The organism is Kitasatospora sp. NPDC043949 (assembly GCF_056435365.1).
Window position 1 is genome coordinate 246,316 of record NZ_JBWKEQ010000001.1, and the last position, 26,697, is coordinate 273,012.

At 67.6% G+C, this 26,697-nt stretch carries 18 protein-coding genes, 2 pseudogenes and 1 CRISPR repeat array; of the genes and pseudogenes, 9 read left to right on the plus strand and 11 right to left on the minus strand.

Annotated features, from left to right (window positions below; genetic code table 11):
- Positions 1–27 precede the first annotated feature (27 nt).
- Together AC07AL_RS01250 and AC07AL_RS01255 are read right to left on the minus strand one after the other, a co-directional pair.
- Complete coding sequence (locus AC07AL_RS01250; RefSeq protein ID WP_478316390.1) at positions 28–1,563, minus strand: terminase large subunit domain-containing protein; 1,536 nt, start codon at positions 1,561–1,563, stop codon at positions 28–30.
- Entirely contained in the window at positions 1,560–2,111 is a 552-nt protein-coding gene (locus AC07AL_RS01255; protein ID WP_478316392.1) for a hypothetical protein, read from the minus strand. The genes AC07AL_RS01250 and AC07AL_RS01255 overlap by 4 nt, the downstream gene beginning before the upstream one ends.
- A 260-nt stretch (positions 2,112–2,371) precedes the next feature.
- On the opposite strand from AC07AL_RS01255, the gene AC07AL_RS01260 reads away from it, so the two are divergent.
- The 5 genes and pseudogenes from AC07AL_RS01260 to AC07AL_RS01280 all read left to right on the plus strand — a co-directional run bounded on the left by AC07AL_RS01260 (position 2,372) and on the right by AC07AL_RS01280 (position 5,807).
- Positions 2,372–3,280, plus strand: coding sequence for an SRA domain-containing endonuclease (locus AC07AL_RS01260; protein ID WP_478316393.1), 909 nt, complete (start codon positions 2,372–2,374; stop codon positions 3,278–3,280).
- A 238-nt stretch (positions 3,281–3,518) separates the two neighbouring features.
- Complete coding sequence (locus AC07AL_RS01265; protein WP_478316395.1) at positions 3,519–3,956, plus strand: hypothetical protein; 438 nt, start codon at positions 3,519–3,521, stop codon at positions 3,954–3,956.
- Between the two features lie 561 nt (positions 3,957–4,517).
- Complete coding sequence (locus AC07AL_RS01270) at positions 4,518–4,763, plus strand: DUF397 domain-containing protein (protein ID WP_478316396.1); 246 nt, start codon at positions 4,518–4,520, stop codon at positions 4,761–4,763.
- Between the two features lie 189 nt (positions 4,764–4,952).
- Positions 4,953–5,132: pseudogene (locus tag AC07AL_RS01275) on the plus strand (helix-turn-helix domain-containing protein); the annotation flags it as partial.
- 12 nt (positions 5,133–5,144) lie between these two features.
- Complete coding sequence (locus AC07AL_RS01280; protein ID WP_478316509.1) at positions 5,145–5,807, plus strand: DUF5753 domain-containing protein; 663 nt, start codon at positions 5,145–5,147, stop codon at positions 5,805–5,807.
- A gap of 12 nt (positions 5,808–5,819) precedes the next feature.
- Here AC07AL_RS01280 and AC07AL_RS01285 read toward each other — a convergent pair whose 3' ends face one another.
- From AC07AL_RS01285 to AC07AL_RS01305, 5 genes are all read right to left on the minus strand, one after another.
- Positions 5,820–6,641, minus strand: a complete 822-nt coding sequence (locus tag AC07AL_RS01285; protein ID WP_478316398.1) for an SAM-dependent methyltransferase — start codon at positions 6,639–6,641, stop codon at positions 5,820–5,822.
- A gap of 228 nt (positions 6,642–6,869) precedes the next feature.
- On the minus strand, positions 6,870–7,232 hold the full coding sequence (locus AC07AL_RS01290; protein WP_478316399.1) for a hypothetical protein: 363 nt from the start codon (positions 7,230–7,232) through the stop codon (positions 6,870–6,872).
- A gap of 187 nt (positions 7,233–7,419) precedes the next feature.
- Entirely contained in the window at positions 7,420–7,692 is a 273-nt protein-coding gene (locus tag AC07AL_RS01295; RefSeq protein ID WP_478316401.1) for a hypothetical protein, read from the minus strand.
- Between the two features lie 469 nt (positions 7,693–8,161).
- Complete coding sequence (locus AC07AL_RS01300; protein ID WP_478316403.1) at positions 8,162–8,428, minus strand: hypothetical protein; 267 nt, start codon at positions 8,426–8,428, stop codon at positions 8,162–8,164.
- A 91-nt stretch (positions 8,429–8,519) separates the two neighbouring features.
- Entirely contained in the window at positions 8,520–8,948 is a 429-nt protein-coding gene (locus tag AC07AL_RS01305) for a Ser-Thr-rich GPI-anchored membrane family protein (protein WP_478316405.1), read from the minus strand.
- A 524-nt stretch (positions 8,949–9,472) separates the two neighbouring features.
- Between AC07AL_RS01305 and tnpB the strand changes: the two genes are divergently transcribed.
- Entirely contained in the window at positions 9,473–10,951 is a 1,479-nt protein-coding gene (gene tnpB / locus AC07AL_RS01310) for an IS607 family element RNA-guided endonuclease TnpB (RefSeq protein ID WP_478316407.1), read from the plus strand.
- A 100-nt stretch (positions 10,952–11,051) separates the two neighbouring features.
- Positions 11,052–11,445: direct repeats of the CRISPR family, unit length 29 nt; unit sequence GTACGGCCCGGGCGCGCGAGGGCTGACCG.
- Positions 11,446–11,522: 77 nt separating this feature from the next.
- On the opposite strand, the gene AC07AL_RS01315 is transcribed toward tnpB, so the two are convergent.
- Both AC07AL_RS01315 and AC07AL_RS01320 read right to left on the minus strand, forming a co-directional pair.
- Positions 11,523–11,996, minus strand: a complete 474-nt coding sequence (locus AC07AL_RS01315; protein ID WP_478316408.1) for a hypothetical protein — start codon at positions 11,994–11,996, stop codon at positions 11,523–11,525.
- Between the two features lie 118 nt (positions 11,997–12,114).
- A complete protein-coding gene (locus AC07AL_RS01320; protein WP_478316410.1) occupies positions 12,115–12,891 on the minus strand; it encodes a hypothetical protein in 777 nt (258 codons plus the stop codon).
- Between the two features lie 167 nt (positions 12,892–13,058).
- Here AC07AL_RS01320 and AC07AL_RS01325 point away from each other — a divergent pair.
- Positions 13,059–13,885: pseudogene (locus AC07AL_RS01325) on the plus strand (IS5 family transposase).
- On the opposite strand, the gene AC07AL_RS01330 reads toward AC07AL_RS01325, so the two are convergent.
- The gene (locus AC07AL_RS01330; protein ID WP_478316412.1) at positions 13,867–14,319 is read right to left on the minus strand and encodes a DUF5959 family protein; all 453 of its coding nucleotides are present in this window, start codon (positions 14,317–14,319) and stop codon (positions 13,867–13,869) included. The pseudogene AC07AL_RS01325 and the gene AC07AL_RS01330 sit on opposite strands and share 19 nt — an antisense overlap.
- Before the next feature lie 402 nt (positions 14,320–14,721).
- Positions 14,722–18,264, minus strand: a complete 3,543-nt coding sequence (locus AC07AL_RS01335; protein WP_478316413.1) for a ricin-type beta-trefoil lectin domain protein — start codon at positions 18,262–18,264, stop codon at positions 14,722–14,724.
- 583 nt (positions 18,265–18,847) lie between these two features.
- Between AC07AL_RS01335 and AC07AL_RS01340 the strand changes: the two genes are divergently transcribed.
- Both AC07AL_RS01340 and AC07AL_RS01345 read left to right on the plus strand, forming a co-directional pair.
- The gene (locus tag AC07AL_RS01340; RefSeq protein WP_478316414.1) at positions 18,848–26,029 is read left to right on the plus strand and encodes a polymorphic toxin-type HINT domain-containing protein; all 7,182 of its coding nucleotides are present in this window, start codon (positions 18,848–18,850) and stop codon (positions 26,027–26,029) included.
- Positions 26,029–26,577 (plus strand): SMI1/KNR4 family protein, encoded by a 549-nt coding sequence (locus tag AC07AL_RS01345; protein ID WP_478316415.1) that lies wholly within the window; start codon positions 26,029–26,031, stop codon positions 26,575–26,577. The genes AC07AL_RS01340 and AC07AL_RS01345 overlap by 1 nt, the downstream gene beginning before the upstream one ends.
- Positions 26,578–26,697: the final 120 nt, after the last annotated feature.

Here is a 26,697-nt window from a genome sequence, read left to right on the forward strand (position 1 = left end):
TACACCCGGGCCCACTTAGACAGGTGGTCACCGACGACCAGCCAGCCGGTTGTCGTCCATGCCCTGCGCGAGGGCGTCGAGTTGCCCGGCGCCGGCCAGCTCGGTCAGGCCGTGCACCGCGGCGTCCATCCTGTCGGGGCTGTCCATCCCGGCGACCCAGGTCACCATCTGCCCTTCCAGCTCCGGGTAGTGGCCGACGTGGTGGACCCGGCCCTGCTCGTACAGCTGCGCCACCGGCTCCGCTCTGAGTCTCTTGCCGACCTTGGCGTTGACCTCGACGATCAGCGGCATCAGCTGGCCGCGGGTCTCGCCTTCGCGGGCGAGTTGGTCCCATGCCTGGCTAAGGATCTGGCGGGCCATGTTGCCGCCGTAGTTCGCCTCGACCACGACGGCGTCGGCGCGCAGCCGTAGCGCAAGTCGGCAGGCGGTGAGGCCCCAGTCGTTGGCGCCGAGGGTGCCGGACTCGTCGGCGACGACGTACAGGTGGTCCTGGTAGTCGAGGCCGAGGCCGACGATGCCGGTCTCGTCGTTGACAGAGCTGTCGCCGCCGGACGGGTCGACCGCGACGACCACCCGGGCCAGTTCGATGCCCGAAAACTCGACGGCGGTGATCCGGGCGGTGTCGATCCACGCCCGCCGCCACACCCCGCCCTCGACGGGGCGGGGCTTCTGCATGAACAGGCTCCACCAGACCCGCTCGCCGACAGCCCGACGGATACCTGCGAGTGCCTTCTTCCCGTACCGGGCTGGCCACAGCGGTTCGCCGACCTTGCGGCCGAGGGCGTCGTCGTCGCTGTCCGCGATGGCGGGCAGGTCGATGATCGTCCAGTCGGACGCGGTCTCCCCCGCGAGGATGCGCCCGGCAAGGTCGTCTTCGTGCCAGCGGGTCTGGATGACGATGACGGAGCCCTCGGGCTCCACGCGGGTGAGCAGGACAGACGTCCACCACTCCCACAACCGCCTTCGCATAGTGGGCGATTGAGCGTCGGCGTCGTCCTTGATCGGGTCGTCGACGATCGCCAGGTGCGCGCCCTTGCCGGTGAGGCCGCCACCGACACCGGCGGCGATCAGCCCGCCCTCCCGGCCCGCGATGTCGAACCTGTTCGCGGCCTTCGAGCCGGGGTGCAGGGTGATGCCGAGCCGGTCACCCCACGTGGTGATCGCGTCCCTGATCCAGCGGCCGTGGTCGTCCGCGAGGTCGGACGAGTACGACGCGATCATGACCCGGTGATCCGGCCGCTGGAGCAGGTACCACAGCGGCGCCCACCGCGCGGCCCGCCGCGACTTGCCGTGCCGCGGCGGCATCGTCAGCAGCAGGCGGATCGTTTCTCCTGCCGCGATGCGGCGGAAGGCGTCGTCGACGAGGTCGAGGTGGGCGGCCTGCATCTCCCGGCCGTCGGTGAGGACCGCGGCGAGCGAACCCGGCGAGTGCCGCAGCGCGATGTCGCGCTCCACCGCCGCGAGCCGGGTGCGCAGCGCCGGCGACGCCTGCTCGGCGATCGCCCTGCGCCGCTCGACCGGGAGGCTGCGGTACTGCTCGACCAGGCCGTCGGCCCCGGTCACTCCTCGTCCCGGGCGGCGGCCGGGTCGGTGAGGGCGATCAGCGCGGCCAGCTCGTCGCTGGTGGCGTCCGCCGCAACCTCGATCGGGCCGCCGTCGTGCCCGGTGATCTCCGTGCGCACCGGCTGGTCCAGGCCGAGGAGCCGGGCCCGGCGCTCCATGATCCGCAGTGCCCGGTCGATCGCCTGGAGTTCGCCGTCGCGCACCGCCCGCCGGTAGGCAACGAGGAACAGCCGGTCGAGGCGGGCGTCCTCCAAAACACGCAGCGCCTCGACGTCGGCCTGCGCGGCGGCAAGCCGGTGGTCGAGGGCCTGGGTGACGTCTCGGTTGACCGAGCGCACCAAGGTGTCGTCGTCCGGGCCGGGGCGGCCCTTGGAGTACAGCTCGTAGCCGTACCCGAACGGGTAGGCGACCCGATCAGAGTTCAGGGCCGGATCAGCAGCGAGCTTCCGGCCGACCGTCAGCGGATCGGCGCCGGCAAGCCGCAGCTCGACAGCATCGGCCCGCCGCTGAACGATCGCGGCGCGCTGGGCCCGGGTGGGGCGGGGCATGGGCGCAGGTCCTCCGTGGTGCGCCCCCGCGCCACCACCCATGATCCCCTACAGGGCCGCGCCGGTCGGACGGTTCGGTCGGGCCGTCGGTGGACTGGGACCGATGCGCGTGATCGACGTCACTTCAACCTCGTCCGGCAGTCGGGAATCTGCAGGTACCGCCGGGCGCTGACCCTCTTCGACAGGCAGGAAGGCTAGATCCTCATCTAACTTTAGCCAGGAACTTGAGCTAAGCTGCGTGAGCAGGTATCTTCGCAACCATGGAGGAGGTGCAGATAATGAATGAATCCATTCGGCCGGGTGACACGCTGACCCGTCGACAGGTCCACAACCTGTTTGGCGGCCGGCTGCAGGGCGGGATCTCCCCGACCAAGGGGGGCCGCATCCTGGTCTTCATCGACCCCCCCAAGCCCGGCAGCCCCGCCCCCGGCCTGTCACCGGATGGCACCCTCCACTACGTAGGCGAGGGCGCGAAGGGCGACCAGCAGTTCACCCAGAGCAACAAGGCCCTCCTCCACCACAAGGAGGACGGGCGACGCGTCCACGTCTTCCAGGACCGCGGCACCCACCTCATCGGCGGCGATCGCCTCTACAAGTACATCGGCGAGTTCGAGGTCGCCGCAGACGATCCCTACTACTACGCGGACGAGGTGGACCGGCACGGCCAGGCCCGGCGTGTCATCAACTTCAGGCTGCGCCCGGTCGGCGCCGACAACGTGCCGTTCATAGACCCGGGCCAGGTCGCCCGACGTCAGCGGGAGGCGGCCTGGCGAAGCAGCCCCCCGAACGAAGCCCTGGGCACTCGGACCCCTTCGCGGAATCACGGGACCGACCTCGTGGCAAGGTTCATCGCCCATCTCCACGCTCGCGGCCACAGGACCTCACGGATCGCGCTTCCGGTGCCGCACGAACCCGGCAGTGGTCTCGTCGACCTGTTCGACGAGACCACCCAGACCATCTACGAGGTGAAGTCCTCGGCCGCACGCATCGCGGTGCGCCAGGCGATCGGGCAGCTGCTGGACTACCGCTGGCGGCAGGGGGGCACGGCCTCCATGGGCATCATCCTGCCGTCCGAACCGTACCCAGACCTGCTCGACCTGTGCGCCAGCCTCTCCATCGAGGTCGTCTGGCCCGACCCGGACACCGGTTTCCGGTCCAGCAAGAACTGATGCCGGGGGTGGGGACCCCCGGCATCAGGCGCAACCAGCCACTCGCGTCGTTTCTCAGGCTCCGCGAGCCGGCAGCTCACCGCCCATCTCACCGAACAGGAGCAACCCCCAGTATGACCGGCTACTCCCACCTGCCGAAACCGTCGGCCAACGGGTGCTAGAGGCATCTCTCCCGTACGCGCGAAGCGCCGGGCCGACACCAGCCCGGACGCCCGAGGGTGCCCCCGAGCACACCACCATGGCCGGCTACGGGCCGGGCAAGTCGACACAACTTCACCTCTCCGGCGAAGATCAACACTCCTGGGGGAACGACGTGCACCACGTCCTCGAATCGCTGTGGTCCAACGCGAACACCATGAAGGTGGCCATGCTGGTCGTCGGCATCCTTCTGGACCTTCTGCGCCAGACCCTGGCGCAGAAACGCAGGCGGCCCGGCCGACTGCCGAGCCTCACGACGGCACCGGACTCCGAGGCGGCGCCAGCGGTGGCCGCCCCGGACCCGCTGTACCCGTCGCGGCGAGTCGGCGAACTGCACCGCGCCGCCGCGCGCCGGCGCCGCGGCCCGGCAGCCCCGCAGCCGTTCGTCGAGGTCCGGATCGTGGCCCAGGCCCGCCGGTCACCCGCATCGAAGGGGCGTAGCGTGAACCGCCGTCGCCCCGGCAACCGCCAGTCGTAGCAGCACCTCGCCCAACCTGTGGGCCCGGCACCAGCACGGTGCCGGGCCGCCGCACCTTCCCCACCAGGAGGGTGCCGACGAGGCACTGCGAAGGTCGCCCCCAGCGGTCCGGTCGGCACAGTGCTCTGGCTATCCTGGGCTCGGCGCCTGCCGGTACCGCGAGACGCACATCTTGAGGGCCACCACCGGCAGGCGCCAGCTGAACCGGAGTGCACCGAGCCGGGCGCCGGCCAGCTCGATCACGGCCGTGGCAGTCGGTCGTCCCGGCGGTTCAGCCCGAAGGCGTCGACACACCGGCCGACCTCTGCCCGCGCGGGCCAGACCACCAGATCCGCCGTGACCAACTCCGGCCGCTTCCCTTTCTCTCCATCGCCTCGGCGGTGTTATCACCACAGTATTTCGCTCACCCGTTTGGCGGGCCCAGTGTTCGAATTCCGGTGACTACGCTTCATTCTCGCGCCCGGGAAATTTCCTGAGGGAAATTTCCTGAGGCATTCACCTGCACAGCCAGGTGGCCAGTCATATCTTTCTGGACTCCTGGCTAATCGAACACGAGAGGGGATGGTCGCAGTGGCGGTCTACTGGAACGGCATGCCGGCCGGTTCGATCGAAGCGGTCTGGATCAAGAGCAGCACGAGCTCGGCGAACGGCCAGTGTGTGGAGGTCGCGCTCACTGGGGGCGGGGAGATCGCCGTTCGGAACTCGCGCGATGCGCAGGGCCCCGCCCTGCTGTTCACCGGCGGGGAGTGGGGGGCCCTGCTGGCAGGCGCGAAGGACGGGGAATTCGATCACCTGATTACCGCCTAGTATTCAGGCGGGAATAGCATCAGCAAACGCGCGGGCCCCGGTTCATGAGACGATGAGACCGTTTACTTTCCGGTCTCTCTCAACACTGGGGCCCGCGTGTCCGTTTTTGGTGCTTCCGACGCATTCAAGCGATATGTTCCGGCCAATCGTCCGGACGCCGACCCGGAGCAGAACCCCACCGTGGCAGCCGTGGTCGTCAGCGCCACACTCCGCTCACTGCGGCTGGGCCGAGGTCTACAGCAGAACCATGTCGCTGTCGGCAGCAAGATGTCGGCTTCGAAGCTTTGCAAACTCGAACGCGGAACCGTACCGCCGCAACCGCAGGACGCGGAGTTCCTCGCCGACTTCTACGAACTGCCTCCCACCCAGAGGGCGTGGCTCATGCTACTCACCAAGCAAGCCCACCAGCCGTCGGCGTGGCAGAAGGCGGGCCTCTCCGTCCGCCCCTTCATGGAACAGCTGGTCGGGCTGGAGCCCGCAGCCGACAGGCTGTGGACCTTCGAGCCCACCTTCATCTCCGGACTCCTTCAGACCGAGGCCTACATGAGGGCCGTCATGTCCAGCGGCCAGCCTCCGCTCGACGCCGACGAGATTGAACGGAGGGTGAGCCTGCGCCTCTACCGGCAGGAGAAGCTCTTCGCCAACCTCCCGGAGTGCATCTTCCTCTTCGACGAGAGCATGCTGCTCCGCCGGATCGGCAGTCGACAGACGATGGTCGAGCAACTGGACCATGTCATCGAGGTCGCCGGGGATCCCCGGATCCAGGTCCGAGTACTCCCGCTGGACGGCGAGCAGATCGTGACAGACCTGGCCTCCATGACACGACTCGATTTCGGCAAGGGAGCGACAGGACTGCCTTCCGTGATCTACATGGAGGTCGGCGAGAGCAGCAAGTACTTCATCAATGGCGCCGAACCGGAAGAGAAGGGCACCCCGTCGTTCGAGCGCCACAGCACCACCATGACGCTGCTGCTGGGCCAGGCCGCCGGCCGCGACGAGAGCCTGGAGATGATGAAGGCGGCCCGGCAGCGGTTCGCCCGCTGACGGGCCCCGTCCTCACGGGATTCGGGCGACGCCTCCGAACTCCACCCACTCGTGGGTCTGCTGCGCACGGCGCAGGCGGAGTTCATTGTCCGGCCGCCAGTGGGTCACGTCCACCAGGTACGGAGACAGGACGGTCAGGCCATCGAAGTAGCGCCGCACGTCCAGCTTCTCCCGGACCCGGCCCCACTGGTCACCGGTGCCGTCCCTCATCAGTCTGGTGACGTCCTCCCGGACCGTCTCGTCGTCGCTCACCAACTGGCAGATGACCATGTAACTGCCGGGGGCCAGCCGCTCCCGCATGCGCCGGATCATCTCCGCGGGCTCCTCCGCATCCTTCAGACAGTGGATCACCGAGACGTAGAGAGCGGCGACGGGCCGGCCGAAGTCGATGAAGCCGCCGCTGGAGGCCTGCTCGACGATACGTTCGGTGTCGGTCATGCTGGCCTCGATGAAGCGCGTCCCGCTGTTCACGTCCAGCGACGTGCGGCCGTGCGCGATCACGATCGGGTCGATGTCTATGTAGGCGACCCGGGCGTCCTGTGGGTGGATATCCTGCGCGACCTGGTGCACGTTGGGCCTCGTCGGCAGGCCCGAGCCATGGTCGACGAACTGGGTGATCCCGCAGTCGCGGGCGAGGAAGCGGACCACACGTTCCAGGAACCACCGGTTGTTCACGGCCAGTTCGCGGCTGCTGGGAGCGATCTTCAGGAGGTCCAGGCAGGCCTTGCGGTCCGCTTCGAAGTTGAGCTCTCCGCCCAGTAGCCAGTCGTACATGCGTGCTGCACTCGGGATCGAGGTGTTAATGGCATGCGCATGCCCATCCTCAGTACCCACGGCGCCCCTTCCGTGGTCGGACAACCCAGGGGTTTCCCCGGGGAGTTGGAGACCAATCGTAAGCAGGCACGCACGGCTACGCCATGACGCCAACCGGGTGAGAGGAGCACCCGGTAGCGCGCCATGGCGAACAAAGCGCAAATCCGCGCAGGTCGCACGCCACCCCACGCCCAGAAGGAATCTCTGATGGTTCGTTAAAATTTTAACGCCGCACGTCGAGACTTCGTGTCATGTCCGGGCAAGCATGCGAAGCGCCGCCCGCAGCTCAACCTCCACGACGCCCTCACACACCCCCATCAGGTGCGCGGCGTCGGACAGTTCGAAGCCCAGCCGGTACCGCAGAAGAACAGCGTCCGCGGCAGGTGCGGGCAGCACAGTGTGCAACCAGTCACCGCCGCGCCGGCCCGGCGCGCTGCGCCGCGTCACCGCCTCGCGCAGCAGAGCCCAGCTCACCGCCGTCGGCTCGGGGCTAGCCAGCACCGAATCCCAGTCGGCCTCGACATAGCCCAGAGTCCACGCCACCGCCTCCGCGCCGAGCTCCGCGTCGTCCAGGCGAGCCCGCGCATACCGGCCGTACATCAGCCCGTACAACTGCACGAAACCCTCGAAGCCGCTGCGTGCCCGGGAACTTCGCGCCCGACCTCCGGGCACCAGCGGGCAGCCCGACGTCCTGGTCCATGGATACGCCCGCATACCTCCGCCTCGCCGCTCATCAATGACCCCGTCCACGAAAGCAGGGCGGTCCTCCCCCCGTCGGAGAAGGACCGCCCCTCAGAATTCAGACCACCCGCACGCGCCGGACCCGGACCACCACCTCCCGGGTGCACCGCAGCAGGCACAGAAGCAGGGCCACCCGGGAGGCGGCGACCGGGCCGTCACCCAGCACAACCCAGATGAGCAGGGGGACCGCCAGCACGCCGCTTAAACGCGCAACGACATCAATTACCCCGATCGAGCGCAGAGCCCGGCCGGAAAGGAAATTGCTGGTAGCTTGAGGGGAATCGGAGCACGGCAGGTCACACTGCCGCCCGCCGCGAAATCGATCGAGCATGCCTATTCTCGTCGTTCTTGATCGAATCGGTGGGGACCCCGGGCGTGGTGGGGCAACCACACCCGGGGCCGTGCCGGTTGACCGGCATGAACATCAACCTACCGGCGGTTTGGGGCCGCAAGGCAGTTGAGGCCGAGACGCGCAATTTCTGATTGGGCAGAGACTCCGAAACGGCCCAGGAAACCCTGCGTCTACTCAGAAAGCATCCCGTTCCGAAACAGTCCGGTCACTCGCGCGCTCAATTGCGTCATTTCGGATCGATTCATTCCGATTGTGTTCCTATCGCGGGCGCCGTGGCTCGGCCGGTGCGGCTTCGGCGAGACCCATCACCGTCCCCTTCAGTTTTCTGCCCGGTCCACGCCACTGGCCCGTCCCCTCACGTTGACGAAGCCCGTGCTCCTCCGGCCGTATCCGGGGCACCGGAAGCGCCCCCGCCTGGCGCCCGGCAGCGCACACGGCCCGGAGCAGGTCATGAGGAGCGCAGCGCGCGCTCGCAGTCCAGGCAGCGCCGGTCGCTGAGCGGCGGCGGGTACCAAGGTTCCCCGGGGCGAGTCGGCCGGTAGTGGGCGTGTTCCATCGGCCCGGCGCCCAGACCACACAGGGTCTTGGCCTGGGAGTCTTCCGGGACGTCCGGGTCCGCACCGGCAGCGTGCACGGTCAGCACGACCGGCTCGCCCCCGTCCGGGCCCAGTGCCTCGTCCTGCTCCAGCTCGAACAGAACGATGATCGATCCCATGAGGTCGAGCATCACCCCGACCGACGCGTCTCACAGCTAGAGGTAGGCCGTCCGGGCCGCCCCAACACGACGCCGGCGCCCCTGCCCGGTCTCAGCCAGCAAGGACGAGCGGTCCCCGGCGAGGAGCAGGAACACTGCCGCCACCTCCAGTCACCACCTCGAACATGCCGCTGTACCCAGCGTCCGGCGCCAAGCCCAGCCCCAGCGCGTACGTACCCGGCCACAGGTCCGACGGAACGAGCCACACGAACTGGCCAGAGGCGCCGTCGACGGTGTCGCTAATGGTCTGGACGGCGAACAGGGAGGTCTCGTCGCCGGTGAACAGCTTCAGCACACGGTGGTCGCCCGTCCCGCCATCCCAGGCGATCAAGCAGGGTTCGCCGCGCACGACGATCGCATCGGGCGCCGGCTGGGTGACGGAGGGCCGGCCAGGGTTCGTCGGAGAGCGGCCGATCAGGCCAACCGCGGAAAGGGCCGCCAAGCCGAGGCGCAGCAGGCCACCAGGCACGCCAGGGGTCATACCCCCCATTCAACGACAACCTGCGATGACTCGTCACTCAAACCGGCGAATACTCATCCAAACGGTCAAATCGACCTTGGGCAGGCGCAGGTACGCGCTGTCAGCGGGGCCGTACCGGCCGGCCGAGCTCCACACGGCGGCGTACGTCGACAGCCCACTGCTCCTTCAGCGCCTCGATGATCTGAGGGCGCCGGACGTCGAACGCAGCCAGCGCGCCACGTTCCTCCCCGCAAACCACCTCCCGGCCTGACGATCACACCTGGCGTCGGGCGGGTGGAGACGGGCCACCGATCCCAAGCCGAGCGCAGCAGACCGCCGAGCGCAGGGGGTTCGCACTCCCCTTCCGGCGAGGCAACCGACAAAGCGTCGCCGGCTTCCCTTGCGCGTCCCTCCGAACGGTCAACTCTTCCATGCCACAGCGCCCTTCAGCGCCGAATCGCGAACTTTTCGCGCGTTGTCGGTGGGGGCCGCTAAGGTCTCACCACACGTTGCCGGACAGCTGCGGAGAGGGGGTGGACTGCGCCTTGTTGCAGGAGACTTTGCAGGCCTTCAAGTTCACCCTTGACCCCACGCCTGCCCAGGAAACAGATCTGAACCGGCATGCCGGTGCCGCCCGATGGGCCTTCAACTGGGCGCTGGCCCGGAAGATCGCCGCGCACCGTGAGTGGCGCTCCCAGGTCGATGGCCTCGTCGAGAGCGGGCTGAGCGAGCGCGACGCCCGGAAGAAGGTCACCGTCCGGGTCCCGGGCCAGGCCACGATCAAGAAGCACCTGAACCAGGTCAAGGGCGACTCCCGTCTCGACGACGGGCGCCCGGAAGGCTTCCACGGCCCGTTCCTGCCGTGCCCGTGGTGGCACGAGGTGTCCACCTACGCCTTCCAGTCCGCGTTCTACGACGCCGACGCCGCGTTCAAGAACTGGTTCGACTCCCTCACCGGCCGCCGCGCTGGCCGAGCCGTCGGCTACCCCCGATTCAAGAAGAAGGGCCGCGCGCGGGACTCCTTCCGGCTCCACCACGATGCGAAGAAGCCGACGATCCGACCCGACGGCTACCGGCGACTGCTCATGCCCCGCGTCGGCTCGGTGCGCATCCACGACTCCGCCAAACGCCTCGTCCGCCTCATCTCCAAGGGCAGCGCGGTCGTCCAGTCCGTCACCGTCTCCCGCGGCGGAAACCACTGGTACGCCAGCGTCCTCGTCAAGGTCACCCGCGACATCCCCGACAAGCCGACCCGCGCCCAAACCGAACGCGGCACCGTCGGCGTCGACTGGGGCATCTCACACCTCGCCACCCTCTCCCAGCCCCTCAACCCGGCAGACCCGGCGAGCGTCCACGTCGACAACCCCCGCCACCTCGACGCCGCCGCCCGCCAACTCACCAAGGCCCAGCGCACCCTGTCCCGCACCCAACGCGGCTCCAACCGCCGCACCCGGGCCGCCCGCCACGTCGGCGCCATCCAGCATCGCATCGCCCAACGCCGCGCCACCACAATCCACCAACTCACCAAACAGCTGGCCACCCGCTTCGCGACCATCGCCATCGAAGACCTCAACGTCACCGGCATGAGCGCCTCCGCGAAAGGCACCACCGAGAAACCCGGCCGCCGAGTCCGCCAGAAGGCAGGACTCAACCGGGCCGTTCTCGACGCCTCCCCCGGCGAACTCCGCCGCCAGCTCACCTACAAGACTTCCTGGCACGGCTCCAGCCTCGCGGTCGCCGACCGCTGGCACCCGTCCAGCAAGACCTGCTCAGCCTGCGGGACAGTAAAACCCACGCTGTCCCTGGCCGAACGGGAGTACCACTGCACCACCTGCGGCCTGACGATCGACCGCGACCTCAACGCGGCCCGCAACATCGCCCGGCACGCCGTCCCTCTGGTAGAGGGGGACGTAAAAGCCCGTAGAAGTCCGGTAAGCCCCGCCCGTGAGGGCAGGCACGGACGCGCCGAAAGGCAGACGCGGGAAGGCCTGCCGTCAGACGGCGGGTCACCTCGGCGGGAGTAATCCCTCGACAGCCCACACCCCACCCGACTACCGCTCGGGCCACAACTCCACAGAGAGCAAAGAAAGCGCAAAGCCTGCAGAAAAGCCCAGCTCGCGAAGGGTACGGCCCGGGCGCGCGAGGGCTGACCCACCGCGGCTCGATGGACGAGGCGATGGGGAGCGTACGGCCCGGGCGCGCGAGGGCTGACCCCACGCAACTATCCCAACGACGAGGGCGATTACGTACGGCCCGGGCGCGCGAGGGCTGACCGTGCACGAGGTTGGGTGCTGCCCAGCGCCAGCGGTACGGCCCGGGCGCGCGAGGGCTGACCGTAGTCGCCCGCGCGCCGGGCGCCGGATTCCGCGTACGGCCCGGGCGCGCGAGGGCTGACCGAAGTGGCGGTGGGCCCTGCCGGCGCCCGCCAGTACGGCCCGGGCTCACGAGGGCTGACCGAAGCCGATGAAGGCCACGACGCGGACCATTGCGTACGGCCCGGGCGCGCAAGAGCGGACCGGAAGTGGCGTACCTCGTCCGCTGTGGCGCCCAGAGGGCTCCCGGCCGGGCTCGGCCTTGCTGTGGCCGATCTGGCGGTCAGAGCTTAATGAGCAGCACGGCCGACCCGAGCAGAGCCGTGGCGTGGAGCGCCTGATCTGCCAGATACGGGCCCAAAATGCCGCCAGCCTGGAGCGTGGCGAACTTGGGCGAGCCGCTGTGTTCCAAGATGAGACGGACGACCCATCGGCGGTCCAAGATCGCGTGTGTGCCGGCGGACCAGAGGATCGCCGTGGTGACGCCGAGCCACGTCGCGGGCAGGGGCACGGCGAGCCGGACCAGCCCGTAGAGCCCGACGACGACCAGGTGATACAGGCCGACATGTGCCAGGCACGCGGCCCAGCCTCGCCTGGGGCTGGCTCCGTCCTTCACCTGCTCTCGGGTCGGCGCGGCCTTGTTGGCCGCCTGGTGATCCGTCTGGCCGAGGACGTGGTCGGCCAGGGTGTGGCCGGCGCTTAGCACGGCCCAAACGGCGCCGAGCGCCGCCAGTTGCAGCGTCTGGCTGTACTCCATCGGGAGTTCCCTTTCTGGTTCGGCCAGGCGCTCTGCCCGGCCCTAGAAATGCGTGAAGGGGGCCAGCACCGAAGTGCTGGCCCCCTTCACGTGGGGTGGGTGGTGCGCGGTTCGCCCGCTACGTGCCGCTCTTGCCCTTGCCGCCCGCAGTCCCCTTCCTGGTCTTCTTCTTCCCGGACTTCTCCGGCGCTTCGCCGCCATCTCGGCCCTGGTCTTCCAGGACCCGCAGCCAGCCGTCCCGAACCGCACGTCCCGGTACGTCCTGCGCTGGCTCTACTGCGCCGAGTCGCAGTTGGTGCGGGACGGGCCCGGACTGGTCCTGGGGCTCTCCGTTCGGCCGGGCGTGCCCGTTGTCGGGGGCGCCGGTCTCTTTGTGCGTGGTGGTGGCGATGCGGGGCGGCTTGGGGAGGAGTTCGCCTTGGCCGTTGCCGGGCCGCAGGGTGGTGATGCGGGGTCGGTCGCCGTGGACGTGGGGGACGCCGCAGGCTCGGAGGTAGTGGGCGAACTGCCAGTTCCGGCAGGTGCGGAAGAGCGGGTCGTTGGCGTGGGGGTCGTCGTCGGGGATGTCGGTGTCGGTGAAGGGGATGGGTCGGATGCCGTCGAGGTGGACGGTGAGGTCCTGGACGGTGAGGTCTTGGGTGTGCCCGGGGGCGGCTTCGAGGGCGAGGTGGGGGTTGTCGGCCCAGCGGTAGGGGCCGGTGGTGACGCCGCACAGGTACCAGGCGAGGGCGTGCGGGAACTCGTTGAGTTCGACGGTGGCGTGGCGGGTGGTCTCGTCGATGTGGCGGCTGTAGCGGCCGTGGAGGGCGACGGCGCAGTGGCGACTGAGGTCGATGCCTGTGACGTACTTGAGCCACAGGTGCCGGTACCGGCGCTCTCCTGCCTCAATGGTCATGGACGGCAACTTGGTTGTCCTGTCTGCTAGTTGAACAATCCTTTCGCTTATATTTTATACTCTTAATTGGTGGTGTCCTAGCCGCCGCCCCGCTCCCAGTAAGAACCCCTAACGAAATGATCTTCTTGGTGGTTGGATCACTTCGGGACTGCTGCTGTGGGGTGCGGGTGGCTCGGCCGAAGCCGTGGGAAGTTGACGACGGGTTGTGGGTGGTGATCGAGCCGCTGTTGCCCAAGGTCAAACGTCGGGCCCGGTATCCCGGGCGGAAGCGGCATCCGAACCGGTTGGTGTTCCAGGGGATCCTGTTCGTGTTGCATACCGGGATCGCCTGGGAGCACCTTCCGCAGGAGATCGGCTTCGGTTCCGGGATGACCTGCTGGCGTCGCCTGGCCGAATAGACCGAGGCCGGCGTATGGCCCCGGCTGCACCAGGTCCTCCTCACCAAGCTCCGTGGAGCGAACGTCCTGGACTTCTCTCGGGCGGCGGTCGACGGCTCCCACATTCGCGCGTTAAAGGTGGCAACAAGACGGGACGAAGCCCTGTCGACCGGGGCAGAACCGGCAGCAAACACCACCTGATCACTGATGCCACCGGCATCCCACTCGCCGCAACCCTGACCGGTGGCAACCGCAACGACGTCACCCAGCTGATCCCACTTCTGGAGGCGGTGCCGCCGGTGAAGGGCAGACGTGGTCGGCCCCGGCGCCGCCCGGACGTCCTTCTTGCCGACCGCGGGTACGACCACGACAAGTACCGTCGCCTGGTCTGGGACCTCGGGGTGAAGCCAATGATCGTCCGCCGGGGCACTGCGCACGGCTCTGGCCTGGGAACTCAACGCTGGGTCGTCGAGCGCGCCTTCGCCCATCTCCACTGGTTCCGCCGCCTTCGGATCCGCTGGGAGGTCCGCGACGACATCCACGAAGCCTTCCTGACCCTCGGATGCGCACTTATCTGTTGGCGCCGGCTGTCGGAAGCTCAGCGCCGCCACTCATAGACACCCCATGAGGATTCGAGGACCTCGCTCGGCCATTCCTGTCGTACCTGCGCGAGCAGCCTCCGCTGTTCGTCGATCCAGCCCTCTTCGAGGCACAACGGGATGAACACGGAAACGCACGAACTGCCCAGGTCCTCCACGCGGACAGCGACCGTCTCATGCTCTTCGTTGTAGGGCTGGATCCTGATCTCGGGACTGTGGTCGTCGTCCCTCCAGCAGATGTCCTGACCTGCGGAAAGTCGGTCCAGAGCGCGAGCCCAGCTCTCCAAGTCGGAGGGCCGCAGGGCCATGGCCAGCCGGCCGCTGACGAAGCCGCTCATGACGAGGACCTCCGCGTCGAGCAGGTCATGAAGGTGCAGCACGCCCGGCGACCTGCGCCCCAACACGCGCACCCGGAAGCTGTTGTCGCCATCCGAGAGGCTGATCAGTTCCACCGCGCACCCTCGTCCTTGCCCGCCTACCCTTGTCAGGGCTCATAGTGCTGAAACGGATCTTCAGGCACAACCAGGTTGCCTGACGTCATTCTGTTAGGGGTTCTAAGCCCGGCTGCTGTGGTCTGTCGACGACGGCCCGCATGGCGGTCATGCAGTCGAAGGCGGCGCTGTTCGAAGTCCGGCCCGCTCCCGACCGAACAGTTGGAAGGCCTGGTTGTGAGGGCCCCGGTGGTGGTGTCGCAAGCCTCACCGCCGGGGCTCTGCCGCCTTTGCCTCGCACGACTGCATTTCCGCCCGGGGGCGCTCGATACCGGTGCACGTAAGCAGGGCGAGGGACCCGGGATAGTCGGCTCCCTCGCCCTGCGGTTGCTACGTCAGCTCACCTGGGTGAAAGCTGGCGTGTCATGGGGTGCGTTCGGGTGTGATGGTCCACTGCTGGTTGGCCTGCAGGCCCGGGCAGGTCCAGATGCCGAGGCGGGTGCCCTGGTCGGTGGCCCAGCCGGGGAGTTCGAGGCACTGGCCGCTGGGGTTGTTGGCGGGGTCGACGGTTGCCGGCAGGTAGATGCGGCCGTCGGGGCGCATGCTCCACTTCTGGCCGGTGTTGCCGGTGCAGGTCGTGAGGATGACGCGGGTGCCGTTGCCGAGTGCGTTGTCCTTGGTGGACAGGCACCAGCTGCCGGCGCGGATGGTGCCGTCGGTGGCGAAGCTGAACCGCTGGTTGGCGGTCTGCCAGCAGCTGTAGATGGCAACTTCGGCGCCGTCTCGGGGACCGCCTTCGGCATCCATGCACTGCCAGTTCACGGCGTTGGGGTGGACGGAGACGCTGGCGTCGGCGTAGCCGAGGAACTGCCAGTTGTCGAAGCCGTCGACCTTGTTCGTGGCACCGGTGCTGCTCTTGCCGGGGAAGACGGTGATGGCGTTGCTGTTGTTGATGGCCCAGAGGTCGGGGTAGCCGTCGTTGTTGAGGTCCGCGGCGCCTATCTTCGGCTGGGCTGCAGCGGTCCAGTTGGCGCCGGTCAGGATGGGAGTGCCGGCGTCGGGCTTGGTGAGGGCGGAGTAGTCGACGGTGCCGTCGGCGTTGAAGCCGAGGGGGTAGGCGTAGATGTCGCCGCTAAGGCGGTTGCGTGCCCAGAGCGTGGTCTGGTTCGTGGTCGCCTTGGTGGCGGGGTTGGTCGTGGGCCCGTTGGCGGCGCCGGGGTTGATGAGTTCGAGGTCGTTCCAGCTGCCGGAGAGGGTGGGGATGAGGGTGGTGCTGCTGAGGAGGTTGCCGACGGGGTTGAAGACGTAGAGGTTGTTGTTCTCCAGCGTCATGATGGACGTCTGGGTGGTGAAGACCGTCTTCGTCGGGTCGCCCACCTTGGGGCCGACGGCCTCGCCCTTGGGTGTGCCGAACGCGATCACCTGGGAGACGTTGCTCCAGTCACCGCTGTTGTATCCGTCGCACGGCGTGGTGGTGCCGTAGACCTTGCAGGTGGTGGGGCGGCTGGGTGCCAGGGGTTGGCTCTGGTCGAAGCGTCCGGTGCCGTCGTTGGGGATGACGTAGAGGATCTTCTTGAGCTCGGCCGCGGCGCCCGTGTAGTGGACGACGAGCTGGTCGACGGGCAGTCCGGCGGTGAGGGCGCCGTGGTGGCTGATCTGGTAGTCGGCCCAGGTGGCCCCGTACTTGAGGTTGCCGGGTGCCGCGGCGGCGGGCGCGACCAGGGAGTTCGTCGGGTCGGCGGTACCGCCGATGATCCGCAGGTCGCCGTTCTTGTCGGCGAGGACGATGTCCGGCTGCTGGTCGTTGGTGACGTCACCGAACAGCGGCTGGGTACCGGGCTTCCAGGGCACGTAGAAGTTGTAGAGGGCCGGCTGGCTGTAGTTGCCGGCGTTGTCCATGGCCCACGCGTACAGGGTGTTGGTGCCCCACTGACGCGGCTGGTAGTCGTAGGGCTGTCCCGGCGAGAGCGTGCCGCTCTGGCCGCACTTCCAGCCGACGACCGGGGTCGGGTCGGTGCTCACCCGCACGCAGGCGACGCCCGAAGCCTGCAGACCCGCGCCCGGGGCCGGGTCCTCCGCGTTGATCGCGAACCTGCCCCAGTCGTTCATGTACTTGGCCGGGGTGGGGTTCGGGGTGCCGGACGGCGGGAAGTCGGACGAGCTGATGCTGACGCGCGGGTTGGTCCGGTCGACGCGGAAGTAGCACCAGGCGCTTTCGGGTGAGCTGAGAGTGCCGTCACCGGACTGGGCGTACCAGCCGTACTGGTGGCCGTCGCTGAGCGACCCGGGCGTGACGGACTCGGCGGGGTCGTTGTAGCTGCGGCCCCACCGTCCGTCCGTGAAGGAGAAGTTGCCGTCGTTGTCGTCCCACATGCGGTAGCTGGTGTACAGGGACTGGCCGGCAGGGGAGTAGCTGTTGGCGGTCAGGTAGATGTTCTGGTTGCTGCCGATCCAGCCGGGGTTGTCCCAGGGGTGGGCGCCGCCGGTGGTGCACTCGGCGGTGCTGTTGTTCCAGGCGAAGCCGGGGGCGGGGCTGGTGCGCGGGTACCAGACGGTCGGGGTGATGTCGTAGGTGGTGGTGATGTACGGGTTGTTGGCGATGTAGTGCCGGAAACTCTTGTCGTACTCGTTGTTCATCGGGGCGATGGCGGCGGTCCACCAGGGCCACTGGCCGGCGATCGCCTGCTTCATCATGTCGGTGACGTCGACGGCCAGCGGGCCGGTGCCGGTGATCCACTGGCCGTTGACCGTCGGGCAGTTCTCCATGACGACGGTCTTGCTGTCCCCGCAGGGCTGGTCGTTCCAGCTGGTGTGCTCGTGGATGGGCTTGGGCGCCGAGTACACCACGAGCGGGGTGTTGGTGCTGGGGCTGGAGGCGCCGGTGACCTGGAAGTTGAGGGTGGAGTTGAAGATGGTCGGCGGGCTCTCGGCGCCGCCGGGCTTGGTGTAGAGCGCCGGGTTGATGCCGAATTGGAAGTAGGCGCGCTGGCGGCCCAGGTCACCGCAGTCCAGGCTCGGGTCGCTGCTGTGGTAGCCGCAGTAGCCGGTGGCCAGGTTGCTCTTCTTGTTGAAGTTCTCCGCCGTCTTGTGGTTCTCCTGGACCTCCACGGCTCCCTGGACCGAGCTCGTCGCCACGAGCGACGGATCGAGGTACCACGGGCCGGTGCCGGAGCCGAGCGCGTCCTGGTTCGGCGTCAGTTCGATGGCCGAGGAGGTGACCTTGGTGGAGATCGCGGCCACGTTCGCCCCGTCGCCCGGCACCTCAGCCGACGAGCGAATGCCGGTCGCGGGTGCTGGGTCTGCTGCGGGCGCAGCTGCCGTCCTCAAGGCGGACTTCACGGCCTTGGATGCGGCAGCGGGGGCCGCCGCGGGCGTGGAGGAATCCCACTGCAGGGGTGAGGGCGAGCGGAAACGCAGGTCGCCCTTGTTGTCCTTGACGTCGATGCGGCCCTGGTCGTCGGAGGTGACCGTCAGGCCCTGGGCGGTGATCGGAAAGCGCAGGGTCTTCAGTGCGGGGTTGACGGCGGCCTCGGGCGTGCGGACCACGATCACGTCGCGCCAGCCGCCGATGGGCAGTGCGGTCAGCTGGAGGTCGACGCCGGGAAGCACGTTCGCGTAGGTAGCCGTGTCCTTGTCCAGAGCGGGCTTGGGCAGCGCGAACGGAGCGCCGACGGACAGTTGCTTTCCGTCGGCGGTCGTAACAGTGGCCATCGGGCCGTTTCCACCACCGGACAGCGTCAACGCCGTGCTCGCGACTGCGGGGCTTACGGTGCCATCGGAGTTCTGGCGGAGAGTGGCGTCGAGGTCCGCCCAGCCGTTGTTCTGCTTCACGCGGACCGGCTGGGCATTGTCAGTGGTCGTCAGCTTGCCGTCCGGGTTGGCGACGGTCTTCGACGCCACGTCGGTCAGAGCGTCGATGACGACCGGCTTGCCCGTGGACTTGGCCTTGGCGACAGCGTCCAGCACCGCCTGCTGCAGAGGTGTACGAGGCGGGGTGGGTGTAGGCGGAACAAGTGGGGCCCACCCGCCGACCGGGCCGTGGGTGGGCGTGGCGGCGGGCTCGGCGGCCAGGGCGCTCGGCGCAGCGAGCAGGCCGAGGCTCAGAATGCAACCGGTTCCGAGCGCGGTCAGGCGAGTGGCGCGTTTGCGTATCGACAGTGGCGGTGGCGTGCTCGTGATTGTCCGTGACGTGGTGGACATGGATCTTCGGTGAGTCCCTCCCGGTCGGCAGACACTGCCGTGTGTCTGCGTTCGGATGGGAACGATGTGGCCTGACCTGCGTATACGTCAAACCCATCACCGACTTGTGCCGACATGTCTGATTTCGCGCCAGATTGCGAGATCAAGACTTCATAAACATCTCATGCACGACGCTGGACGGCCGTCCCAGTGTCCGAGGCTTCACATATCGTCACATCGATCATGGCCCTGCTATGCCAATTTGATGCCATGTCGATAATTATGAGGAGATGTGACGATGCTTTGGCCTGCCCGGAAACGGGCTGGAAGATCACCAGGCAGCCGGTGGCGGTCGCCTGCTGTGGCGGCGATGGTCGCCCTGACAATGACCGGGATAACCGCGCCGCCCGCTGTGGCGTGGACCTACCCCGCGCCGAAGGGGAAGATCTGGACGCCCCCGCACACACCGCTGGGTGACTCGACCGTCTCGGTCGCGGGGCAGGACGTCAAGCCGACGGCGTCCAAGCCTGCGCCCGAGACTCCTGACTGGAAACCTGAGCCGACGGTGCCGTTGGTGACCGGCACCGCGACGGTGGCTTTGGGGGCCGACAGCCCTGAGGCGCAGGCCGCGCGCGCCGCGACCGGTGGTGCCTCGCCCGCCTCCGGGGGCGCGACCGGCGCGAAGGCGGGGGCGCTGGCCGTCCAGGTCGCTCCAGGCGCCGGCAAGGGCGAAAGCGCGCGCGCGGTCACGGTTCAGGTGACCGGGCCGGACGCGGGCAAGGCGGCCGGTGTCACTGGTCCGCTCGTCGCCCTGAGCGACGCCGAAGCGCCCGCCAGCGGCGAAGGCCGTGCCGCGAGCGTCACCCTGGACCTGAGGGCGCTGCAGGCGGCCGGTTGGTCCGACCGGGCCCGCCTCGTCGCCCTGCCAGCCTGCGCACTGACCACGCCGGATCTGCCCGAGTGCCGTACCCAGGCGCCAGTTGCGGCGAAGGCCGACGGGCAGGGCAAGATCACCGCCGATGTCACGCTGCCCCCCAGGGCAGTTCCCCAGCCGGGGCAGACCGAAGCCGTGAAGGCCTCGTTCACCACGACGGCAGCGCCCGCGCAGTCGGTGGCCGCCGCCGACAAGGGTGGAAGCGGTGGCTCGGTGGTGCTCTCCGCGGCGCCTTCGCCTTCCGGTGCCATGGGCAATTACACCGCGACGTCCCTGTCACCGTCGTCGGCCTGGTCCGCCGGGTCCAACACTGGCAGTTTCACGTACGGCTACCCGATCCAGGTTCCGCCCGCGCTCGGCGGTGCGGCTCCGACCGTGTCGCTGGGCTACAACTCGGCGGACGTGGACGGCAAGACCTCCTCGACCAACGCGCAGCCCTCGTGGATCGGTGACGGCTGGGGCTACGAGCCCGGCTTCGTCGAACGCTCTTACCGCAGTTGCGACAAGGCCGGCATCACGGGCTCGGGCGACGAGTGCTGGGGCGGGCAGAACGCCACGATTTCCCTCGGCGGCCATTCGGGCAAGATCGTGCGCGACGACGCCACCGGCACATGGCATCTGGAGGGCGACGACGGCTCCAAGGTCGAGCAGCTCACCGGGGCTTCGAAGGCCGCGGGCGATGTCGACTACCAGGGTATGGAGTACTGGCGGATCACCACGTCCGACGGTGTCCAGTACTACTTCGGCCTCAACCACCTGCCCGGTGGCGACGGCTCGGATCCGGCCGCGAACTCCGTCCTCACGGTGCCGGTGTACTCGCCGAACAGCGGCGACCCCTGCTACAACTCCGGTAGCGGGAAGAACTCGTGGTGCCAGATGGCCTGGCGCTGGCAGCTCGACTACGTGGTCGACCCGCACGGAAACCTGACCACGTACAAGTACGCGGCCGAGGGCAACAAGTACAAGCGCGGCCGCGTCCAGAGCGGCGGCAACGGCACCCTCGCCGACTACCAGCGGGCTGGCTACCTCAAGGAGATCGCCTACGGCCAGCGCCTGGACGAGCAGAAGGCCGCCAAGGGAAGCACCAAACCGGCGGCGAAGGTCCTCTTCACCACCGCCGAACGCTGCATGCCCGACGCCACGAACGACTGCTCCGAGGGCAAGCGTGCTTCCAACACCAACGCGTGGCCGGATACGCCGGTCGACCAGATCTGCACCGACAGCAGCTGTGTCAACTCCGCACCGACGTTCTTCACCACCAAGCGCCTGACCACGATCAGCACCCAGGTCCTGGTCAACTCCGCCTACCGCACCGTCGACACCTGGAACCTCAATCAGGAACTCGCCGACCCCAAGGACGGCACCAAGCGCCTCCTGCAGCTCAACTCGATCCAGCGTGTCCCGAGCAACGGACAGGCCGAGATCAAGGACCTGCCGCCAGTCCGGTTCCAGTACCAGATGCGGGCCAACCGCGTCGATGGCCTCGTCCCCGCCTCGCCGATGTTCATGCGCCCGCGCATCCAGAACATCACGACCGAGATGGGCGGCAGCATCAACGTCATCTACAACGACCCCGAGTGCTCCCGGGTCAACAACCACATGCCGTCCTCCGAGGACAGCAACACGATGGCCTGCATACCCGTCAAGTGGTATCCGGACTTCTGGTCTTCCAAGGATCCGGTCAACGACTGGTTCGACAAGCCCCTCGTCAAAACCGTCGTCGAGCAGGACCTCGTCAGCACCCCCAATATCGGTAGGACCACCGAGTACACCTACAACGGCGGCGCGGCCTGGCACCGCGACGACGCCGAGTTCACCGACCCCAAGACCCGCACCTGGGACCAGTTCCGCGGCTACCAGTCGGTGACCACCACCACCGGTAGCGGCAGCTCCAGCGAAGCGCCCAAGACCCAGCAGAAGGTCACCTACCTGCGGGGCATGAACGACGACTACCTCGCCAACGGTACGACCCAACGCAGCGTCCAGGTCCTCAGCCCGCTCGGCGGCACCGTCACCGACAGCGCCCAGCTCGTCGGCCGCGTCGTCGCCACCGAGGTCTACGACCAGGCCGGCGGCGCGGTCACGGCGGTGTCCGGCAGCACTTACAACGGGCAGACGGTCTCCGCGACCCACGCCCAGAGCGCGGGTGCGCCGAAGATCTACGCCTGGCGTCCTGACTCCGAGGCGACCTCGATCACCAAGGCCAGGCTTGCCGACGGCAGCTGGCGCACTACCACGGTGGTCGCGACCACGGAGCCAGCCAACGGCAACCGGGTCGTCAAGGTCGACGACAAGGGCGACGGCACCGCCGCCACCCCGGAAACCTGTGCCGTCACCAGCTACGCGGCCAGCGACAACCCGCAACTGCTCACGCTCGTCTCGGAGAAGACCGCCTTCCAGGGATCCTGCACAGGAAAAGCCACCCCGGCAAACACCCTGTCCAGCGGCCGCACGCTCTACGACGGCAAGCCTTTCGGGAAAGCTGGCGCGGCCGGCGACCCGACGAGCAACCAGGTCCTCGACCGCTTCGACCAGGCAGGCAACGCCGTCTACGCCCACGCCGGCAGCGCGACGTTCGACGCCTACGGTCGGAGCCTGACAACGGCGACCACCGACGGCTCCACCTACAACAACACCGGTGCGCAGCTGAGCGGCCCGTCGACCGCACCCGCGGTGACCAAAACCGCTTTCACTCCGGCCACCGGTGCCCTGCCGGCCCAGATGCAGACCACCGGCCCTATGGGCGCCGGATGGACCACCACAACCACGCTGGACCCGGCCCGCGAATCGGCCCTGACCAGCGCCGACGCCAACGGCCGCGTCATCACCGCCCAGTACGACGCCGTCGGCCGGCTCACTGCCGTCTGGGCACCGGACCGCCCGACCAACCAGCTCCCGAGCAAGCAGTTCACCTACTCGCTCAATGGCGCCAAGGGCCCGTCCACCGTCAAGACCGAATCGCTCAACGACGACGCGGCCACCTACACGGTGAGCATCGACATCTACGACGGTCTGGGCCGCCCCCGCCAGAACCAGAGCACTAGCGCCGCCAAGCCCACCGGGCGTCTGATCACCGATAAGGTCTACGACACCCACGGCTGGGTCATCAAGACCTCGGCACCGTACTACGAGAAGAGCTCCTTCCCCACCGAGTCCATCTTCGTCCCGGTAGGTGACGGCCAGATACCAGGCCAGACCTGGAACACCTACGACGGCAGCGGACGCGTGGCACGGGCTGAGTTCCGCTCCTACGGCAACCTCCAGTGGGCCACCACCGCCGCCTACCCCGGCGCGGACCGGGTCGACAACACCCCGCCCAGCGGCGGCAAGCCGACCTCAACCATGACCGACGCACGAGGACGCACCACCGCCCTCTGGCAGTACCGCACACCGATTGCGACGGGCAACAGTGCCGACGCCGACGTCACCACTTACGCCTACACGCCGACGGGTCAGCCCGCTGGCCGCACCGACAGCAGCGGCAACGCCTGGACCCACACCTACGACCTGCGCGGGCGGCAGGTCTCCGCTTCAGACCCGGACACCGGTGTGACCCAGACGTTCTACGACGTCAACTCGCAGGTCGACCACACCGTCGATGCCAAGGGCAGCACGCTCGCCTATACCTACGACATGCTCGGCCGCAAGACCGGCATGTTCAACGGCACCGTGGCGCCCGCGAACCAGCTGGCGGCGTGGACCTACGACACCCTCGCCAAGGGCCAGCTCACCGCCTCCTCCCGCTACGTCGGCGGCAGCGGAGGCACCGCCTACACCACCGCCGTGACCGGCTACGACACCGCCTACCGGCCACTCGGCACCTCCATCACCATCCCGTCCGCCGAGGGCGCACTCGCCGGTACCTACACCACGACCAACACCTACAGCCCGGTCCTCGGCACCGTCACCGGGACCGACGTCCCCGCAGCCGGCGGGCTCCCTGCCGAATCGATCACCTACGCCCGGACCATTACCGGCCTGCTCTACGGATCCGCCAGCCTCGACCAGGCCATCGTCGCCCAGGTCGACTACGACGCCCTCGCGCGCCCCGTGCGCACGACGGTCGGCGACTACGGCACACAGGTCGTCTCCACCCAGCAGTACGACTGGGCCACCGGGCGGGTCATCAACAACTTCCTCGACCGCCAGGTCGGAACCGTCTCGGTCGACCAGACCAGCTACACCTACACCCAGTCCGGCCGGATCACCTCAGCCACCGACATTCAGGACGCCTCCGCAACCGACACCCAGTGCTTCGCCTATGACCACCTGGGCCGGCTGACCGGCGCCTGGCCCGACACCGCAGGCACCTCCACCACCGCCGACTGGACCGACACCTCCGGCGCCGTCCACGGCACCGGCAGCTCCACCACCGTGCCCGGTGTCGGCGGCTGCAACAACGCGAACGGTCCGGCCACCGTCAACCCCGGCGGACGGACCGTCGGCGGCCCGGCGCCCTACTGGAACACCTACACCTACGACGCGACCGGCAACCGCACCGGCCTCGTCCAGCACGACATCACCGGCAACAGCCTCAACGACACCACCACCACCCAGACCTTCGGAGCCGCCAAGAGCCGCAACACCCCCACCAACTCCCCCAACACCGGCGGCGGAACCGGTGGACCCCACGCCCTGCTCACCTCCACCACCAGCGGGCAGACAGGCACCAAGGCCGTCAGCTACCAGTACGACGCCAATGGCAACACCACCGCCATCACCGACACCAGCGGCACCACAACGCTCGCCTGGAACAGTGAAAACAAACTGACATCCCTCAGTTCGACCGGGGCAGCCGGAACCACCAGCTACCTCTACGACGCGGACGGCAACCAGCTGATCCGTCGAAACCCCGGCAAGACCACCCTCAACCTGCCCACCGACGAACTCACCCTCGACACCGCCACCGGCACCCTGACCAACGTCCGTTCCATCGCCGCAGGGGGGAGCCTCACCTACACCAGAGTCACCTCGGCCATCGGCGGCGGCAACGTCGTCATCCAAGCCGCCGACCCGCACGGCACCAACGGCGTCCAGATCGGAACCGACGCCAACCAGACCGTCACCCGTCGGCCCACCGACCCCTTCGGCAACCCCCGCGGCACCCAGCCCGATGCCGGCCAGTGGGCCGGCAGCAAGGGCTTCGTCGGAGGCACCAAGGACGACACCACCGGACTCACCAACCTCGGCGCCCGCCAATACGACCCCGCCCGCGGGCACTTCATCAACCCCGACCCCATCCTCGACCCGGCCGACCCCCAGCAGTGGAACGGCTACGCCTACAGCAACAACGACCCCATCAACGCCAGCGACCCCAGCGGACTGTTCCTCGGCATCGACTGCAAGTCCTGCGACGACGCCGTCAACAAGGCCAAGCAGGCGGCAAGCGGCGCCTGGCACGAAACCGTCAAGCAATACAACAAGTTGGCCGAGGGCGCCGCGCGACTCCTTGGCGACGACAAGACAGCAGACAACTTCAAGAACCAGCGGGAAAACCCGAACTCCCCGCTCAACCTCACCACCATCGTCTCGGAAGTCGCTGGCCCCCTCGACGGACCGCAGACGCAAAGCAAGGCGTACCAGTGGGGCGTGTGGTGGGTCGACACCATGGGGCCGCCCCTGCCCGTCATCAGCCCTGGCGGTTTCGCGGCCGAGGCGGCAGTTCACGGTGCGGAAGTAGTCGCTAAGCACCCCGGCGTGGTGAAGAAACTCATCAGCAAGATCGCTTCGAAGATCCGGCCGAAGGCCGGCGCGTGCAGCTTCGCGGCGTCGACGCAGGTCCTCATGGCCGACGGCAGCACCCGGGACATCATCGACATCAAACCGGGTGACCAAGTCCAGGCGGCCGACCCACAGACCGGTGAAGACAACGGCCACACCGTCACCGCCACGTGGAAGCACGACGACACCGACCTCGTCGACGTCACCATCCGGTCGGACGACGGCGAAGAGACCATACACACCACCTCCGAGCACCCCTTCTGGGACACCACCGCTCAGATGTGGATCCCCGCGGCCGACCTCCAGACCGGCCACACCCTCAAAACGGAAAACGGGCAGGACGCCACCGTCACGGCCGTCCGCGAGGTCACCGGCCAGCAGACCATGTACAACCTCACCGTTGTCGACCTTCACACGTACTATGTGATGGCAGGGACCACGCCAATCCTCGTGCACAATTCGTGCGGCAGTGTCGACTACGGTTCCCTTACGGGGCCCGCCAAGCAACGGACTGGCATTCGGGCAACAATAACGCAGGAATCTCTCGACAATCCCGGGTTGAAGGTTCCCCGATCGGTTAAGCCTCCAGGCTTCGCAGGAGAAGCATCCGGACATACGCGCGGCCATCTTTTTGGCCGGCAATTCGGTGGAGATAACCGACGTCCCGAGAATTTTGTAACCATGTTTGACGAGGCCAATAATGTCGCAATGAGCAACATTGAAGATGAGATCGCCAAGGTCGTTCGCGGCGGGCCTGGAGTAGCCGGGCAAACGGTTCAGTACTCCGTCACTCCAAATTATTCCAATGAGTTTGCGGAGATCCCATCTTCTATATCCATTTCAGCGCGAGGTGACGGTGGATTCAGCCTCGATGTCACGATCCTGAATAGGCAATGATGAAGACACCCAACCCACTGGGAACCCTTTTGGAGCTATGCCCGCCACCGCGAGACAGCCAGGCCGGGGAATGCCTAGCCCTGACCGAAGAGGAGCTGGGGCACCAACTCCCAGAGGACTACTGCAAGCTTATGGAGGCATACGGCCCTGGATGCTTCGACGAGTTCATGTGGCTCTATGGAAACTCTCCCGAGAATGAGAATCTAGACATCTGCCACAGAACCAAAAAGGCACAGAGGGTATTCTCACGTTCGGCAAGCATCAACCTGAACCTAGCCCTCAAGGAACTTGGGGCCACGCGACAGGATCTCATTTCTTGGGGCGGTACCGATAATGGCGACTTGTGCACGTGGGCAGCTGTAGGCCCATCAAACCGGTGGCCTATTATTATTGTCGACGCACGAGAAGACGCCTATCTCAAGTTCGACGGAAGTGTCACCGAATTCCTTCTCGCCATTTTGCGAAATGAAATAGCGAGCGACATATTTCCCGACGACTTCCCGAGCGAGAGTCCGGGGTTTTCTAGAAATCCATACGGCAACAACTAGGGGATGATTTCTTGAGTTCCCAGAGGGCCCATCGGAATGTCTTTTCGATGGGCCCTCTGGGACGCGCGGGGATGGCCCGATATGGCCGACGGCAGCACCCGGGACATCATCGACATCAGA